This window comes from Burkholderia sp. NLJ2 (assembly GCF_049487195.1).
Taxonomy (GTDB): domain Bacteria; phylum Pseudomonadota; class Gammaproteobacteria; order Burkholderiales; family Burkholderiaceae; genus Burkholderia; species Burkholderia pyrrocinia.
The window spans coordinates 3013305-3028048 of the sequence record NZ_CP137808.1 but is presented as its reverse complement, the minus strand read 5'-3'; the positions used below and the strand labels follow the sequence as shown (position 1 = coordinate 3028048).

Genomic DNA, 14744 nt, shown 5'->3' with positions numbered 1-14744 from the left:
CGATTGGGCTGATCGCGCTGCAATGGCGGACTGCCCGCGCAAGCGGGCGCGCGTTCATTCGGCTTTCGACGAGGTGGCACCGATGACTGGCTTCAACTGGCACAACCCGTATCCGACGACCCGCATCCCGGTATTCGCGCGCAACGTCGTGTCGACGTCGCACCCGCTCGCCGCGCAGGCCGGGCTGCGGATGCTGTGGAAAGGCGGCAACGCGGTCGACGCGGCGCTGGCCGCCGCGGCCGCGATTACCGTCGTCGAGCCCGTGTCGTGCGGGCTCGGCGGCGATGCGTTCGCACTCGTGTGGGACGGCGAGCGGCTGTCCGGGCTGAACGCATCGGGCGTCGCGCCGGCCGCGTGGAACGTCGACTATTTCCGCAAGCGCCACGGCGAGGATGCGCACGGCATCGCGAACAAGCCGACGCGCGGCTGGGACACCGTCACCGTGCCGGGCGTGATCGCGGGCTGGGAAGCGCTGCACGCGAAGTTCGGCTCGCTGCCGTTCGCGGACCTGCTCGAGCCGGCGATCGAGATCGCGGAGCGCGGTTATGCGGTGCCGCCGATCGTCGCGCACAAGTGGGCGGCGGCGGTGCCCGCGCTGCAGGGCCTGCCGGGCTTCGCGGAGACTTTCATGCCGCGCGGCCGTGCACCGCTCGTCGGCGAACGCGTGTGCCTGCCGGGCCATGCGCAGACGCTGCGCACCCTCGCGAAGGACGGCGCCCGTGCGTTCTATGAAGGCGCGCTCGCCGAGCGCATCGCGGCGTTCGCCCGCGAAGGCGGCGGCGCGCTGACCGAAGCCGACCTGCGCGCATACCGGCCGGAATGGGTCGAGCCGATCGGCAAGCGCTTCGGCCGTCACGCGATTCACGAGATCCCGCCCAACGGGCAGGGCATTGCCGCGCTGATCGCGCTCGGGATCGCCGAGCATGCGGGCGTGACCGAGTGGCCGGTCGATTCGGTCGACTCGCAGCATCTGCAGATCGAGGCGATGAAGCTCGCATTCGCGGACGTCTATCGCTACGTCGCCGATCCGCGTGCGATGAAAGTCACGCCCGAGCAGATGCTCGACGATGCGTATCTCGCCGAACGCGCGAAGCAGATCGATCCCGCGCGCGCGACGCACTTCGGCGCCGGCCGTCCGCATTCGGGCGGCACGATCTACCTGTCGGCGGCCGACGAGCGCGGGATGATGGTGAGCTTCATCCAGTCGAACTACATGGGCTTCGGTTCGGGGCTCGTCGTGCCCGGCACCGGCATTGCGCTGCAGAACCGCGGGCACGGCTTCTCGATGGATCCGGCTTCGCCGAACGTCGTCGCGGGCGGCAAGCGGCCGTTCCACACGATCATCCCGGCGTTCGTCACCGAGCAGGTCGACGGCCGCACCGAGGCCGTGATGAGCTTCGGCGTGATGGGCGGCGACATGCAGCCGCAGGGTCACTTGCAGACCGTCGTGCGGATGCTCGGCTACGGCCAGCAGCCGCAGGCTGCATGCGATGCGCCGCGCTGGAAGGTCAACCGCGACTTCACGCTCGACGTCGAAGCGACGATGAATCGCGCGACCGTCGACGCGCTGGCTGTACGCGGCCATACGATCAAGTCGATCGACGATCCTTACATGGATTTCGGTTCGGGGCAGTTCATCTGGCGTCTCGATCGCGACGATCGCGAGCGCGGTTACGTGGCTGCGAGCGACAGCCGGCGCGACGGCCTGGCGGCTGGTTTCTGACGGATCGCCTCCATTTCATGCGCTCGACGGGCGGCCGAACGGCCGCCCGTTTCGTTTGGCGCGGCCCGTCCCACTGAACGGCTGCAAGCAGTTCGAAGGACTCGTCTAACGAACGGCAACAGACGGCGAGGAACTGCGCCTGTCAGGCATGGTCAGTGCTCTGGAGCACGAACATCAAAGTCCGGCTAAGATGCCAGGATGGTTCGGCCGGACCGATTCACTATAAACGCAAGTAAAACGCCGCCTGCGGGACGGCTGGCGCCTGTGCCGAAGGCATGGGCCGGGCCCCCGTGCGACGACTGGGAGCGCACCACCATGGACACTAAAACGACGCATGTCATGCCGTGGCGAATCGAGGACATCGACCTGAACCGGATCGATCGTCAGCGTGCCGCCGCGAACGAGGATCTGCTGCTGCTGCTGTGCGCGTCGTCGTTCATCGAAAGCGGCTCGGATCTCTACACGAGCAATCTGAGCCAGTTCTTCAACGACGATCCGGAAGTCTCCGCATGGCTCAACAATGCATGGGAGCACGAAGAATTGCAGCATGGCCGCGCGCTGAAGGCGTACATCGCGCACGTGTGGCCCGAGTTCGACTGGGATACCGCGTTCGCGAATTTCTTCGCCGAGTATTCGAAGACCTGCAAGGTCGAGGCATTCGAGAAGACCCGCGCACTCGAGATGGTCGCGCGCTGCGTCGTCGAGACGGGCACGGCCACGCTCTATCGTGCGATCAACGAATGCTCCGACGAGCCCGTGCTGAAGGAAATCACCGACAACATCCGGACCGACGAAGTGCGTCACTACAAGCACTTCTTCAAATTCTTCAAGAAGTACAACAAGCTCGAAGGCAATGGCCGGCTCGCGGTGCTCGGTGCGCTGATGCGCCGCGTGATGGAAATCAAGAACGAGGATTCCGAGATCGCGCTGCGCCACGTGTTCGCGGTCCGCTATCCGGATCGCGTCGGCGACAGCCAGTACAACCGCGAGCGCGCCGCGCGCATCAGTACGCTCGTGCGACGCAACCTGTCGGCCGACATGTGCGTGAAGATGCTGCTCAAGCCGCTCGACCTGCCCGCGAAGATCCAGCCGGGCGTCCACTATCCGCTCACGAAGATCACGCGGCACGTATTCTTGCGCTGATCGCAGCGGCCCGGCCGGTCGCGCGTATGCTTGCGGCATCGTCTCCGATCTGCACCAGGGCCACGCCACCATGACCGATACCCATCGCCACGCGCTCGAACAATGGACGTTCGACGCGTGGCCGCCGGCCGTCGTATCGCTGTTCGATGGCACCGCGCTCGAGCGTCATGCCGACATCGCCGCATCGCTGATCGTCGCGACCGACGATGGCCAGTTGCGCACGACGCTGCTCGGCGTCGGCGAGATCTATGCGCACGATGCGCGCACGCTGCTGCTGGCGTTATGGCCGCAATCGCGTGCGGCGCGCGCGCTCGCGCACCGGCGCGCGGCCGCGCTGACGCTCGTCGCGGACGGCGCGTTCTTTCAGGCGCAATTGAGGATCGAGCCGCTCGAAGGCGATTTCGGCGGACTGGCCGGATTCGCTGCGACGATCGCGCACGGCGATGCGCAGCGGGTCGGCTATGCGCGTCTCGCGACAGGTGTCACGTTCACGCTGGAAGGGGAGCGCGCCGCGGTGCTCGCGCGCTGGCAACGCCAGGTCGAGCACCTGCGGCGCGCGGCCGCGCGGCTTCAGTGACCGCGCTGGCCGCTGCGCGACGAACGGTTGCGGTTCGGGTGCGCGGCGTTGCCGTTCGCGGGGCGGGCGCTGTTGCCGCCGCCCGCCGGGCGTCCGCCGCTGCCGCCGGCACCGCCTTGCGTGCGCGGCTTCGCGGCCTTCTGCTGCGATGCTTTCGGTTGCGCGTTGCCATCGCGCTTCGCGGCCGGCTGCTGGCCTGAGCCGCCTGCGCGCGGCTGGCGATTGCCGCCGCCACCACCGCCACCACTGCGCGGCTGTTGCTGCCCGCGGCGCTGCTGGATCGGCTCCGGCTTCACGTTCGGATCGGGCTCGAAGCCCGCGATCACTTCCTGCGGAATCTCGCGCTTGATCAGCCGCTCGATGTCGCGCAGCAGCAGCTTCTCGTCGACGCACACGAGCGACACGGCTTCGCCGGTCGCGCCCGCGCGGCCCGTGCGGCCGATCCGGTGCACGTAATCCTCGGGCACGTTCGGCAGGTCGAAGTTGACGACGTGCGGCAACTGGTCGATGTCGATCCCGCGCGCGGCGATATCGGTCGCGACGAGCACCTGCAGCGTGCTGTTCTTGAATTCCGCGAGCGCGCGCGTGCGTGCCGACTGGCTCTTGTTGCCGTGGATCGCCATCGCGCTGATGCCGTCCTTGGTCAACTGTTCGGCGAGCCGGTTTGCGCCGTGCTTGGTGCGCGTGAACACGAGCACCTGGAACCAGTTGTGTTCGCGGATCAGGTGCGTGAGCAGCTCGCGCTTGCGGTCGCGGTCGACCGGGTGGATCTTCTGCGCGACGCTCTCGGCGGTCGTGTTGCGGCGCGCGACTTCGATCAGCGCGGGCGAGTCGAGCAGGCTGTCGGCGAGCGCCTTGATCTCGTCGGAGAAAGTCGCCGAGAACAGCAGGTTCTGGCGCTGCGGCGGCAGCTTCGCGAGCACGCGCTTGATGTCGTGGATGAAGCCCATGTCGAGCATCCGGTCGGCTTCGTCGAGCACGAGGATGTCGAGATCCGACAGGTCGATCGTCTTCTGCTGCATGTGATCGAGCAGGCGGCCTGGCGTCGCGACGACGATGTCGACGCCGCGCTTGAGCGCATCGATCTGCGGATTGATGCTGACGCCGCCGAACATCACGGTCGAGCGCAGCTTCAGGTACTTGCTGTAGGCGCGGACACTTTCCTCGACCTGAGCGGCGAGTTCGCGCGTCGGCGTGAGGATCAGCGCGCGCACCGCGCGCTTCGCGCCGCGATGCTCGGCGTAGTACGTGTGCAGGCGCTGCAGGATCGGCAGCGTGAAGCCGGCGGTCTTGCCGGTGCCCGTTTGTGCGCCGGCGAGCAGGTCGCCGCCGCCGAGGACAGCAGGGATCGCCTGCTGCTGGATCGGAGTCGGCGACGTGTAGCCGAGCTCGTTGACCGCCTTGACAAGCGGTTCGGCCAAGCCGAGAGATTCGAAAGACATAGATACCACTCTGGAGTTTTATGATCGGCGACACCTCGCGCGGCCTGCGCGGGGACTGGCGTCGCAAAAAGCAAAGGGGCGCGGCTGCGGTTTCCCGCAGCCGCGCCCCGTTTGCGTCACGCTTTATTTAGTCAAGCGGCGCGGAACGCAGGTCGCTCACCTGTTGCGGCGAGATCGGCGTACCGTTGTTGCCCCACGACATCCGGATATACGTTACTACGGCTGCGACTTCCTGGTTCGACAGCGACTGCGCGAACGGCGGCATGCCGTACGGACGCGGATTCTTGAACGTGCTCGGCGGATAGCCACCATTCAGCACCATGCGGATCGGGTTGACCGCCGATTCCATCATGATCGAGTGGTTGCCCGCGAGCGGCGGGTATGCCGGCGGCTTGCCCGCGCCGGTTTCGGCGTGGCAGGTCGCGCAGTTGTCGGCGTAGATCTTCTTGCCCTGATCGAACAGCGCATTGCCGAACTGCTTCGACGGCTCGTACTGCATGTTCTTCGGTGCTTCAGCCTTCTGCGGGATCGACTTCAGGTACGTCGACATCGCGCGCGTATCTTCGTCGCTCATGTACTGCAGGCTGTTGTGGACCACGTCCGCCATCGGGCCGAACACCGCGCCCTTGTGCGACACGCCGGCTTGCAGCAGGTCGGACAGCTCCTGCACGTGCCAGTCGCCGAGGCCGAGTTCCTTGTCGTTCGTCAGCGACGGCGCATACCAGTTCTGCAGCGGGATCAGGCCGCCTGCGAACGCCGACGAGCTCACCGGGCCGCCCATCATGTTGATCGACGTGTGGCACATCGAGCAGTGGCCGAGGCCTTCGACGAGGTAGGCGCCGCGGTTCCATTCGACCGACTTCGTCGGATCCGGCTTGTACTCGCCTTCCTTGAAGAACAGCGTGCGCCAGCCGATCAGCAGGTTGCGGTTGTTGAACGGGAACTTCAGTTCGTGCGGACGGCTCGGCACCGACACCGGTGCGACCGAGCGCAGGTACGCGAAGATCGCGTCCGAATCCGCGCGCGTGACCTTCGTGTAGCTCGCGAACGGGAAGCCCGGGTAGAGCAGGCTGCCGTCCTTCGAGCGACCCGTGTGCATCGCGCGGTAGAAGTCGTCCGACGTCCACTTGCCGATGCCATCCTTGTCGTCCGGCGTGATGTTCGGCGTGTACATCGTGCCGAACGGCGTCGCCATCGGCAGGCCGCCCGCGAACGACTTGCCGCCGCGCACGGTGTGGCACGCGATACAGTCGCCGACGCGCGCGAGGTATTCGCCCTTCTTGATCAGCGCGGCCTGGTCGGCCGGCGTGGCCGCGACGGCGGCAGCGCCGTGCAGCGTGTCGTTGCCCGGCCACAGGACCGGCACGAGGGCGGCAGCCGCGACGATCGCGACAGCCGAGAGTGCAAACAGGGACTTGCGTTTCATTGTGTCTGTCTCCCTTGCCTTATTGCGGTTCGCTGCCGCAGGCGAGCGGAGTCTTCATCGAGCGCGCCGGGGCCGGCACGGGGTTGGCGGGCGCCGGTTGCGCGGCGAGCCATGCGGTCACGGCCGTCACGTCTTCGTCGGAAAGCTTTGCTGCGATGTCGTGCATGCAATCCGGTGCCTTCGCGTGGCGGTTGCCCGAGCGCCAGGCGCCGAGCTGTGCGCTCAGGTAATCGGCGTGCAGGCCGACGAGGCCCGGGATCGCCGGCTGCATGCCGGTCAGCGTCGCGCCGTGGCAGGCCACGCAGGCCGGCAGCTTGCGGGACGGGTCGCCTTGCGTGACGAGCTGCTTGCCGCGCGCGAGCGTCGCGGCCGGCAGCGTCGGCTTCGCCGGCGTCGGGTACGGCGGGCGTTCGGCCGAGAAGTGCTCGGCGATTTCGCGCAGGTAGTCGTCGTTCAGGTACGTCAGCAGATAGTTCATCGGCGGGTACTTGCGCCGGCCATCACGGAAGTTGACGAGCTGGTTGTACAGGTACTCGGCCGGCTTGCCGGCAAGACGCGGGAAGTAGTCGTTGTCCGTGCCCTGGCCGTGGACGCCGTGGCATGCGGTACAGCCGCGCACGCGCTCGGCCATCGTATCGGGTGCCTTGAGCGGCGCCTGCTGGGCGTGCGCTTGCTCCGTGGGCTTGGTCTGCGCTTGGGCAGCGCTCATAAGGCCCGCTCCGCCGATCAAAAGACCGGCGAGCAGCGGACGGAAGAGGCGTCTTGAAGACACACGAGACTCCATGATTATTCGTCGGGGACCTTGTCCGGGCTACGATCGGCTCGGCGCATGGACGGCAGGACAGCCGGGCTGCTGCGACGCGGCATTCTATCATCGATGGGTAATGACGGCTATTTGGCAAAAGGACGTCGGTTCCTGTCTGTTTGCGACTTGCGACAATTTGACGCGTATTGCACAGCAGCGAAGTGAACCGGCGTGCGCTTTCACCATCGAAGACCGTACACTCGCGGGTCGCGCGGCGCCGCCTCCGCCGCAGGTCCAGTCATTTCTCCCGTTTCCGGATTCATCGATGACGCTTTCTACCGTGCCGTTGCCTCGTTCCCGCTGTCTGTCCCGTTGCCGCCGCGCTGCCGGCCGGCCGTTTCCGGGAGGGTGCGCGCAATGAAGTTCGACAGCTTGTGGATCGGGCAGGTCGCGCTCGCGGCGCTGATGGACGCCGCGTTCGCGATGGCGGTCGGCTCGGCGCTGCTCAAGGCGTGGCTCGGCAAGGACGGCGCGCGGCCGGTCGTCTCGCCTTCGCATCCCGCGTGGCTGCGCGCGCAACATTCGCTGGTCGCGGCGGCGCTGGCGCTCGTGCTCGCGGATCTCGGCTGGCTGGTCTACGAGGCCGCGACGATGAGCGGCGCGGGGCTCGGCGGCGCGTTCGCCGCGATTCCCGTCGTGCTGATGCAGACGCACGCGGGCTTCGCGTGGAGCGTCGCGTTCGCCGGTGCGGTGGTGCTCGCGATCGTCGCGCTCGGCAAGCCGGACGGCCCGGTCGCGCACGCGGTGCTGTGGCTCGCGGTGATCGTGGTCGCGGCCGGCAAGGCATCGCTCGGCCATGCGGCCGATACGGGCGCGCTGTCCGCAGCGGTCGGCGTGCAGACGCTGCACCTGCTCGCGACGGCCGTGTGGGGCGGCCTCGTGCTCGCGGGCGGGCTCGCGGTGCTGCCGGTGCTCGGTTCGTCGGTCGCACGCGGCGCGCTGATCCGCATCGGCCAGCACCTGTCGCGGACGTCGATCGTCGCGGTCGTATTCGTGCTCGGGGCGGGCGTGCTCAATGCGCTGCGCGGGCTCGGCGGTTCGCTCGCGCCGCTCGACGGCAGCACGTGGGGGCGCGTGTTGCTGCTGAAGCTGCTGCTCGTCGCACTCGCGCTCGTGCTCGGCGGCCTGAACCGCTTCTCGGCGCTGCCGCGCTTGCGGCGCACCGCGTCGACCGAGGATGCGCACACGTTCCGCAACATCCTGCATCTCGAGGCGATGACGATGATCGGCGTGTTCGTCGCGGCCGCCGTGCTGTCCTCCAGCGTGCCGGGATTCGCGGCACTCGGCTGACGGCGGGTTCCGCGCGGCGCGACGCAAGGTCGCCGGCGCGTGCCCGGCACGTGTCGCTCGTCGCGCCGCTCACGTAAAAACGGCCGCCTGTCGGGCGGCCGCGCTGAAGCCGATGCGTACCGCGCGGGCCGCAGCCGCGCGCGATGCGCATCGCGCTCACCACTCGGCGACGCTGCCGTCCGCGTGGCGCCACACCGGGTTGCGCCAGCGATGGCCCGTCTTCGCCATCTCGCGCACCTTCTCCTCGTTGACGTCGATGCCGAGCCCCGGGCCCTGCGGGATCGCGACGAAGCCGTCCTCATAGCGGAACACGTCGGGGTTGTGCAGGTAGTCGAGCAGGTCGTTGCCCTGGTTGTAGTGGATGCCGAGGCTCTGCTCCTGGATGAACGCGTTGTAGCTGACCGCATCGAGCTGCAGGCACGCGGCGAGCGCGATCGGGCCGAGCGGGCAGTGCAGCGCGAGCGCGATGTCGTAGCTTTCCGCGAGCGTCGCGATCTTGCGGCACTCGGTGATGCCGCCCGCGTGCGACGCGTCGGGCTGGATGATGTCCACGTAGCCGCCCGCGAGGATGTGCTTGAAGTCCCAGCGCGAGTACAGCCGTTCGCCGAGCGCGATCGGCGTGTTGGTCTGGTTGACGATGTCGCGCAGCGCCTCGGCGTTCTCCGACAGCACCGGCTCCTCGATGAACATCAGCTTGTACGGGTCGAGCTCCTTCGCAAGCACCTTCGCCATCGGCTTGTGCACGCGGCCGTGGAAGTCGACGCCGATCCCGACATGCGGGCCGACCGCGTCGCGCACGGCCGCGACGTTCGCGATCACCTGCTCGACCTTGTCGTAGGTATCGACGATCTGCAGTTCCTCGGAGCCGTTCATCTTCACGGCCTTGAAGCCGCGCTCGACGACCGCGCGCGCATTGTTCGCGACGTCGCTCGGCCGGTCGCCGCCGATCCACGAATACACCTTGATGCGATCGCGCACCTGGCCGCCCAGCAGCGCGTGCACCGGCACGCCGTGATGCTTGCCCTTGATGTCCCACAGCGCCTGGTCGACGCCCGCGATCGCGCTCATCATGATCGGGCCGCCGCGGTAGAAGCCCGCGCGGTACATCACCTGCCAGTGATCCTCGATCAGCAGCGGGTCGCGGCCGACGAGGTAGTCGGCCAGCTCCTGCACCGCGGCCTCGACCGTGTGCGCGCGGCCTTCGACGATCGGCTCGCCCCAGCCGACGATGCCCTCGTCGGTTTCGATCTTGAGGAACAGCCAGCGCGGCGGGACGACGAAAGTTTCGAGGCGGGTGATTTTCACGATGCGAGTCTCCATGGTTGACCGGCGCGGGCACTCGGGCGCGGCGCACGGTCGCGTGCTTTCACTGTTATCCTAGCGTAGCCCGATAAAAAATAGTATTAATAGCACTATTGTGCAGATAGTGGGCAGCCGGCACGCCGGCCCAACGGAGAACGATCATTCAACACGACCTGCATGGACAGACGGCCTTCCGGCTTGCGACGGCGATCCTGCGCGGCGACTATCCGCCCGAATCGCTGCTGCCGAGGGAGCCCGACCTGATGGAGATGTACGGCGTGAGCCGCACGGTGATGCGCGAGGCGCTTCGCACGCTGACGTCGAAGGGGCTGGTCGAATCGCGGCCGAAGGTCGGCACGCGCGTGCGGCCGCGCCACGCGTGGAACCTGCTCGACGCCGACCTGCTCGACTGGTACGCGCGCGTCGCGCCGCCGCTCGCGTTCGCGCTGAAGCTGCAGGAGATGCGCGAGATGATCGAGCCGTACGCGGCCGCGCTTGCCGCGCGCGCGCATACGCCGGAAGCGTTCGACGCGGTCGACGACGCGGCGCGCGCGATGGCCGCCGCGCGCAACGTCGACGAATGGGTGCGCGCCGACCTGCGCTTTCACCTGAGCGTGCTCGCGGCCGGCGGCAACGAACTGCTGGTGCCGCTCGGCGCGCTGATCGATCGCACGCTCGAGGCGCAACTGCATCTGAATGCGCGCCGCGCGGATGTGTACAACGCGTCGCTTGCCGAGCATACGGCCGTCAGCGACGCGATCCGCGTGCGCGACGAGGACGGCGCGCGCCGCGCAATGGCGGCGCTGCTCGCGGTGACGCGCGCGCGGATCGAGATGTCGTGACGGAAAGGGGCGGGCGGTGCGGCGTCGTCAGGCGGGTGCGCAGCCGCCCGGCTTGTGGATGCGTTCCGTCGATGCCGGGTATTTCGCGAGCAGGCTCGCCGGCCGCCGCGGGCGCACGACCAGGTCGCCGCCGCAGTTCGGGCAGCGGCCTTTCAGCACGTCGTCGGCGCAGGTCGCGCAGAACGGCTCGCCGCCCGCGTGCATTCGAACGTGCAGATGCGCGCATCCGCCGAATCGGGCGGCAGGTCCTTGTCGCAGCATTCGCAGCCGGGGCGCAGTTCGAGCATGACGGTTTTCCTTGGTTGGGGAGGGTCGGGACGGGCGCCGCCGGACATTGCGTGCGGCGCATGTGCGCGCTACTGTACCTGCTTGAATCGGCCTGGCCAACGGTGTCCCGTCCGGGCGCCGCCGATGCGCGCGGGCCGCACCGGGAGACAACCATGCTTTATCGCGGAAGCTGTCATTGTGGAGACGTGAAGTTCGAGGTGGAAGGCGAGCTGCAGGGCGTGATGGCGTGCAACTGCTCGATCTGTCAGCGCAAGGGCGCGCTGATGTGGTTCGTGCCGCGCGACCACATGAAGCTCCTCACGCCCGACGAGAACCTCGCGACCTACCTGTTCAACAAACACGTGATCGAGCATCGCTTCTGCAAGCGCTGCGGGATGCATCCGTTCGCCGAGGGCGTTCATCCGAACGGCACCGCGATGGCCGCGATCAACGTGCGCTGCGTAGAGGATGTCGACCTCGACGCGCTGCCGGTCACGCACTACGACGGCCGCTCGCACTGAGCGGCGTGTCATCGATTGAACGTACGCGCCGCGGTCAGGACGGTTGCCCCGCGGCGGTGCCCGGCGCGGGCATTTCCGCGTGCGGCGCGGGGCCCGCGGTGCGCGCGCCGGTGCCGGTCGGGCGTTCGATCAGCGGTGCGAGCGCCGGCGCCATCGACTTCAGCAACTGCACGGCCATCGCGCTCGTGAAATCGTAGCGTGCCGCATACGGTTCGTGTGCGGTCGCCGTCAGGACCCCGAAGAACCGGTCGCCGAGCACGAACACGAACGTGCCGCTGCGGTTCACCTTGCGCGACTCGATCAGCCGCGCGCCGCGCGCGTAGACGTTGAAGCGCTGGTCGCCCGTCCCCGTCTTGCCGTATACCTCGAGCGTCTTGCCGTCGGGCAGCGTGAAGCCGCCCGCAAGGCGACGCGCGGTGCCGCTGAGCACGACGTCGCGCAGCAGCGTGTGCGCGACGTTGACGATCTCCGGCGACAGCGTCGGCTGCGGCTGCGCGGCCGCGCGCACGAAGCGCGTCTCGTACGGCGTGCCCTTCGCGAAGTCGAGCCGCGTGATCGTCTCGGTCGGCGCTTTCTGGCCGCCGTTCGCGATCAGCCCGATCAGTTTCGCGAGCGCGTCGGGCTGGTCGCCCGATGCGCCGATCGCCGCCGCATAGGACGGCGTGACTTCCGCGAACGGGTAGCCGAGCGCGCGCCACGACTTCGTGATCTCCGCATATGCGCGCAGCTCGACCATGCGGCGGATGCGCCGGTCCTGGGTCGCGTGGTAGCGCGTCTTGTACAGCCACGAGTACGTGTAGAAACGCGCATCGCGGCTGTCGCGCTGGACATCGCCGAGCGACGCGGTCGGATGCGCGCGCAGGTAGTTGAGCGTCCACAGCGCGAGCGGGTGCACGCTCGCGATATAGCCGCGATCGTTGAGGTTGAAGCGGTCGATCGCGTACTTCGCGTAGAGCGCGGCGAGATCGTCGTCGGACAGCGTCGCGGCCGGCGTGCCCTTCAGTTGCGCGCGCATCTGCGCATCGAACCACGCGAGCGACTCGTTCGGCGCGACGCTGCGCAGCACCGTCGCGATCTTCGGCGGCGACTTGCGCACGTCCTTCAGCATCAGCGCCAGCGCGTTGTCGGGCGCCTTGCCCGCATAGCGCGTGTAGTAGCGCTTCACGTAGACCTGGCTTTCGCCGTCGACGAACTGCTGCAGGTAATGCCGGCGCTGTTCGGGATCGCCGAGCCACGACGACGACGGGCCGGCCACCTGCAGCGTCTCGTAGTGGACGATGTCGCGCATCAGCCGCACGAACACGAGGTTGACCGAATGCTCGAACGCCGCGTGCAGCGTCAGGATGCGGCCGTTGTCCGACTTCTCGAAGTTCGAGAACACCTGCGCGCCGCCGCCCGTGTAGAACACGTCGGGGCTCGCCGAATACTTGCGTTCGACGGCCGCGTCGAGCATCGCCTGCAGCGAGCGGTCGCGCGTATGCGACAGATAGTCGAGCGCCCAGTGCGACAGCCCGTCGGCTGGGTCGGGCTTCACGCGGGCAAGCTCCGCGTTCGACAGGTTCGCATAGCGCGCATGCAGGTCGGAAACGATCTGCAGGTACGTGATCAGCGTGCGCAGTTTCGCGGTCGAGCCGAGGTTGATGCGGCCGCCGCGATTCACGTCGAACGGCTCGTTCACGCTGTCGGTCTGCACGCGCAGCATGTTCGCGCCGTTGCGACGTTCGTACAGCGTGAAGCTGTACGTGAGATGCGACGGATCGTCCTTCGGTGCGAGCATCTCGTAGCCGTAGAGGCCGGCGGCCTGCGCGCCGTCGCGCGTCGACGCCTTCGCGAGCCTTTCGGCGACGGCCCGCTGCACGCCGTTGTCGAGCGTGCTGGTCGCCTCCAGGTCGAACTGGTCGAGCTGGTACACGTCGCTGATGCCGAGGGCCGACAGCAGCGATGCGCGCGCGGACGTCACGGCCTTGCGCGACACGAACGACTGCACCTGCGCGGCGGCGGGCGGCGCGCTGCGCTCGATCTGCGCGGACAGCGCGGCGTCGCGCAATGCAGGTGAGATCACGCCGCCGTTCGACAGCAGCCGCAGGTAGCTGTCGGTCAGCCGCTGCAGCGCCGGATAGCCGTGGTTGAGGAAGTACGACGGCGCGCGCTGCGCGATGATCAGCGACAGCACCTCGCGGAACGTCTTGCCCTGCTCGTCGACGTTGTCGCCGGTCGTCGGCGCGGACAGGATCCGGTTCACGTCGTTGAAGTCGCGGCCGTACCAGGCGGCGAGACCGTCGCCGATGCCGGTGATTTCGCCGATATGCGGCCGCGCGGCGAGCGGCACCGAGTTCAGGTAGTGCACGACGATCGTGCGGCGCGCGAGCATCGTCTGCGGGCCGTTCAGGTACGCGCGGATCGACGCGGACGCAATCTGCCGCAGCTTCTCGGGCGGCGTCGCGGTGCGACCCTCAGGCGAATGGCGGAATTTCTCGATCTGCGTCGCAAGCGTGCTGCCGCCCGGGCGCGCCTGGTGACGGTTGACGACGTGCAGTGCCTGGTCGGCGACCGCGCGGCCGAAGCGCCCCCAGTCGATCGCCGGGTTGCGGTTCGGTTCGTTCGCGTCGAGCAGGTAGCGATCCTCGATGAACAGCAGCGAATCGACGACCACGCGCGGCACCGTGTCGAAGTCGGCGTAGACGCGCTGCGGGAACACCGTCGAAAACAGCGGCGCGCCGGTCGAGTCGAACAGCATCAGGCCCGCCTGGTCCTTCTCGTCATAAGGGAGGAACAACCCGCGATCGCCGAGCGACAGCATCCGCTGCGAATCGCGCGCCTGCTTGCCGACGACGAAGCCGCGTGCGAGCAGCCGCTCCTGGAACGACGGAATCATCGCGTAGCCGAAGCGCTGGTCGTACGGACCGTTCGCGGGAAAGCGGATGTGATCGCTCGCGCCCGTTTCGACCGTGTAGCCGACATCGCGGGTGAGCTCGGACAGATAGTGCGCCTGCAGCCGGGACGTTTCGATCTCGGTCTGCACGAGTCGCGCAACGATCGCCACCGCGATCACCAGCGCGGCCAGCAAAGACCACTTGACCCACGTCCAGACCGATGCAAGACCGGTCACGCGCGGCAGGATACGATTCAGCGGCCGATTCATGGCGGCGTCTCCCTGAAGGCACGGGCTCCGGCCGCACCCCATTAAGAATTAGTGTAGTCCTCAACCGCGGGCTGCCAAGGGTGGTTCACTACCGAGATGCGCCGACGCAACGCACGTGCCTGTGACGCCCGGCAACCGGCGTTGCGGCGCGGCGGCGCGCGCCGTCGCGGGCTAACGTTTGCGCGTTCGGCGCTGAAGCGTCCGCGTGACAAGGGTGTCGGCGGGCAGGCTCGGGCGGCCGGGCAGGCGGTCGTTGCACCGGTT

11 protein-coding genes and 1 pseudogene are annotated in these 14744 nt (G+C 67.9%); 6 read left to right on the top strand and 6 right to left on the bottom strand.

Features of this window, described 5'->3' with window-relative positions; translation table 11 throughout:
* Positions 1–82 precede the first annotated feature (82 nt).
* The 3 genes from R9B84_RS13960 (at position 83) to R9B84_RS13950 (ending at position 3443) form a co-directional block, all read left to right on the top strand.
* Positions 83–1723: a gamma-glutamyltransferase family protein gene (locus R9B84_RS13960; protein WP_423758379.1), complete on the top strand. Its 1641-nt coding sequence runs from the start codon at positions 83–85 to the stop codon at positions 1721–1723.
* Between the two features lie 315 nt (positions 1724–2038).
* Complete coding sequence (locus tag R9B84_RS13955) at positions 2039–2866, top strand: ferritin-like domain-containing protein (protein ID WP_262536286.1); 828 nt, start codon at positions 2039–2041, stop codon at positions 2864–2866.
* A gap of 70 nt (positions 2867–2936) precedes the next feature.
* Entirely contained in the window at positions 2937–3443 is a 507-nt protein-coding gene (locus tag R9B84_RS13950; RefSeq protein WP_423758378.1) for a hypothetical protein, read from the top strand.
* On the opposite strand, the gene R9B84_RS13945 is transcribed toward R9B84_RS13950, so the two are convergent.
* The 3 genes from R9B84_RS13945 to R9B84_RS13935 form a co-directional block, all read right to left on the bottom strand.
* On the bottom strand, positions 3437–4885 hold the full coding sequence (locus R9B84_RS13945; protein WP_423758377.1) for a DEAD/DEAH box helicase: 1449 nt from the start codon (positions 4883–4885) through the stop codon (positions 3437–3439). The genes R9B84_RS13950 and R9B84_RS13945 overlap by 7 nt on opposite strands.
* A gap of 127 nt (positions 4886–5012) precedes the next feature.
* Positions 5013–6311 carry a c-type cytochrome gene (locus tag R9B84_RS13940; protein ID WP_423758376.1) on the bottom strand — a complete coding sequence of 433 codons (1299 nt, stop codon included), beginning with the start codon at positions 6309–6311 and terminating at the stop codon, positions 5013–5015.
* Positions 6312–6330: 19 nt separating this feature from the next.
* Entirely contained in the window at positions 6331–7095 is a 765-nt protein-coding gene (locus R9B84_RS13935; RefSeq protein ID WP_423758375.1) for a c-type cytochrome, read from the bottom strand.
* Positions 7096–7473: 378 nt separating this feature from the next.
* On the opposite strand from R9B84_RS13935, the gene R9B84_RS13930 reads away from it, so the two are divergent.
* Entirely contained in the window at positions 7474–8406 is a 933-nt protein-coding gene (locus tag R9B84_RS13930; protein ID WP_423758374.1) for a CopD family protein, read from the top strand.
* Between the two features lie 156 nt (positions 8407–8562).
* Here R9B84_RS13930 and dgoD read toward each other — a convergent pair whose 3' ends face one another.
* Positions 8563–9711, bottom strand: coding sequence for a galactonate dehydratase (gene dgoD, locus R9B84_RS13925; protein WP_423758373.1), 1149 nt, complete (start codon positions 9709–9711; stop codon positions 8563–8565).
* 155 nt (positions 9712–9866) lie between these two features.
* On the opposite strand from dgoD, the gene R9B84_RS13920 reads away from it, so the two are divergent.
* Complete coding sequence (locus R9B84_RS13920) at positions 9867–10550, top strand: FadR/GntR family transcriptional regulator (RefSeq protein WP_423760004.1); 684 nt, start codon at positions 9867–9869, stop codon at positions 10548–10550.
* Between the two features lie 27 nt (positions 10551–10577).
* Here the strand turns inward: R9B84_RS13920 and R9B84_RS13915 are convergent.
* A pseudogene (locus tag R9B84_RS13915) lies at positions 10578–10837 on the bottom strand (DUF1272 domain-containing protein).
* A gap of 153 nt (positions 10838–10990) precedes the next feature.
* Between R9B84_RS13915 and R9B84_RS13910 the strand changes: the two are divergent.
* Positions 10991–11338: a GFA family protein gene (locus tag R9B84_RS13910; protein ID WP_423758372.1), complete on the top strand. Its 348-nt coding sequence runs from the start codon at positions 10991–10993 to the stop codon at positions 11336–11338.
* 34 nt (positions 11339–11372) lie between these two features.
* On the opposite strand, the gene R9B84_RS13905 is transcribed toward R9B84_RS13910, so the two are convergent.
* The gene (locus R9B84_RS13905) at positions 11373–14480 is read right to left on the bottom strand and encodes a transglycosylase domain-containing protein (protein WP_423758371.1); all 3108 of its coding nucleotides are present in this window, start codon (positions 14478–14480) and stop codon (positions 11373–11375) included.
* Positions 14481–14744 lie beyond the last annotated feature (264 nt).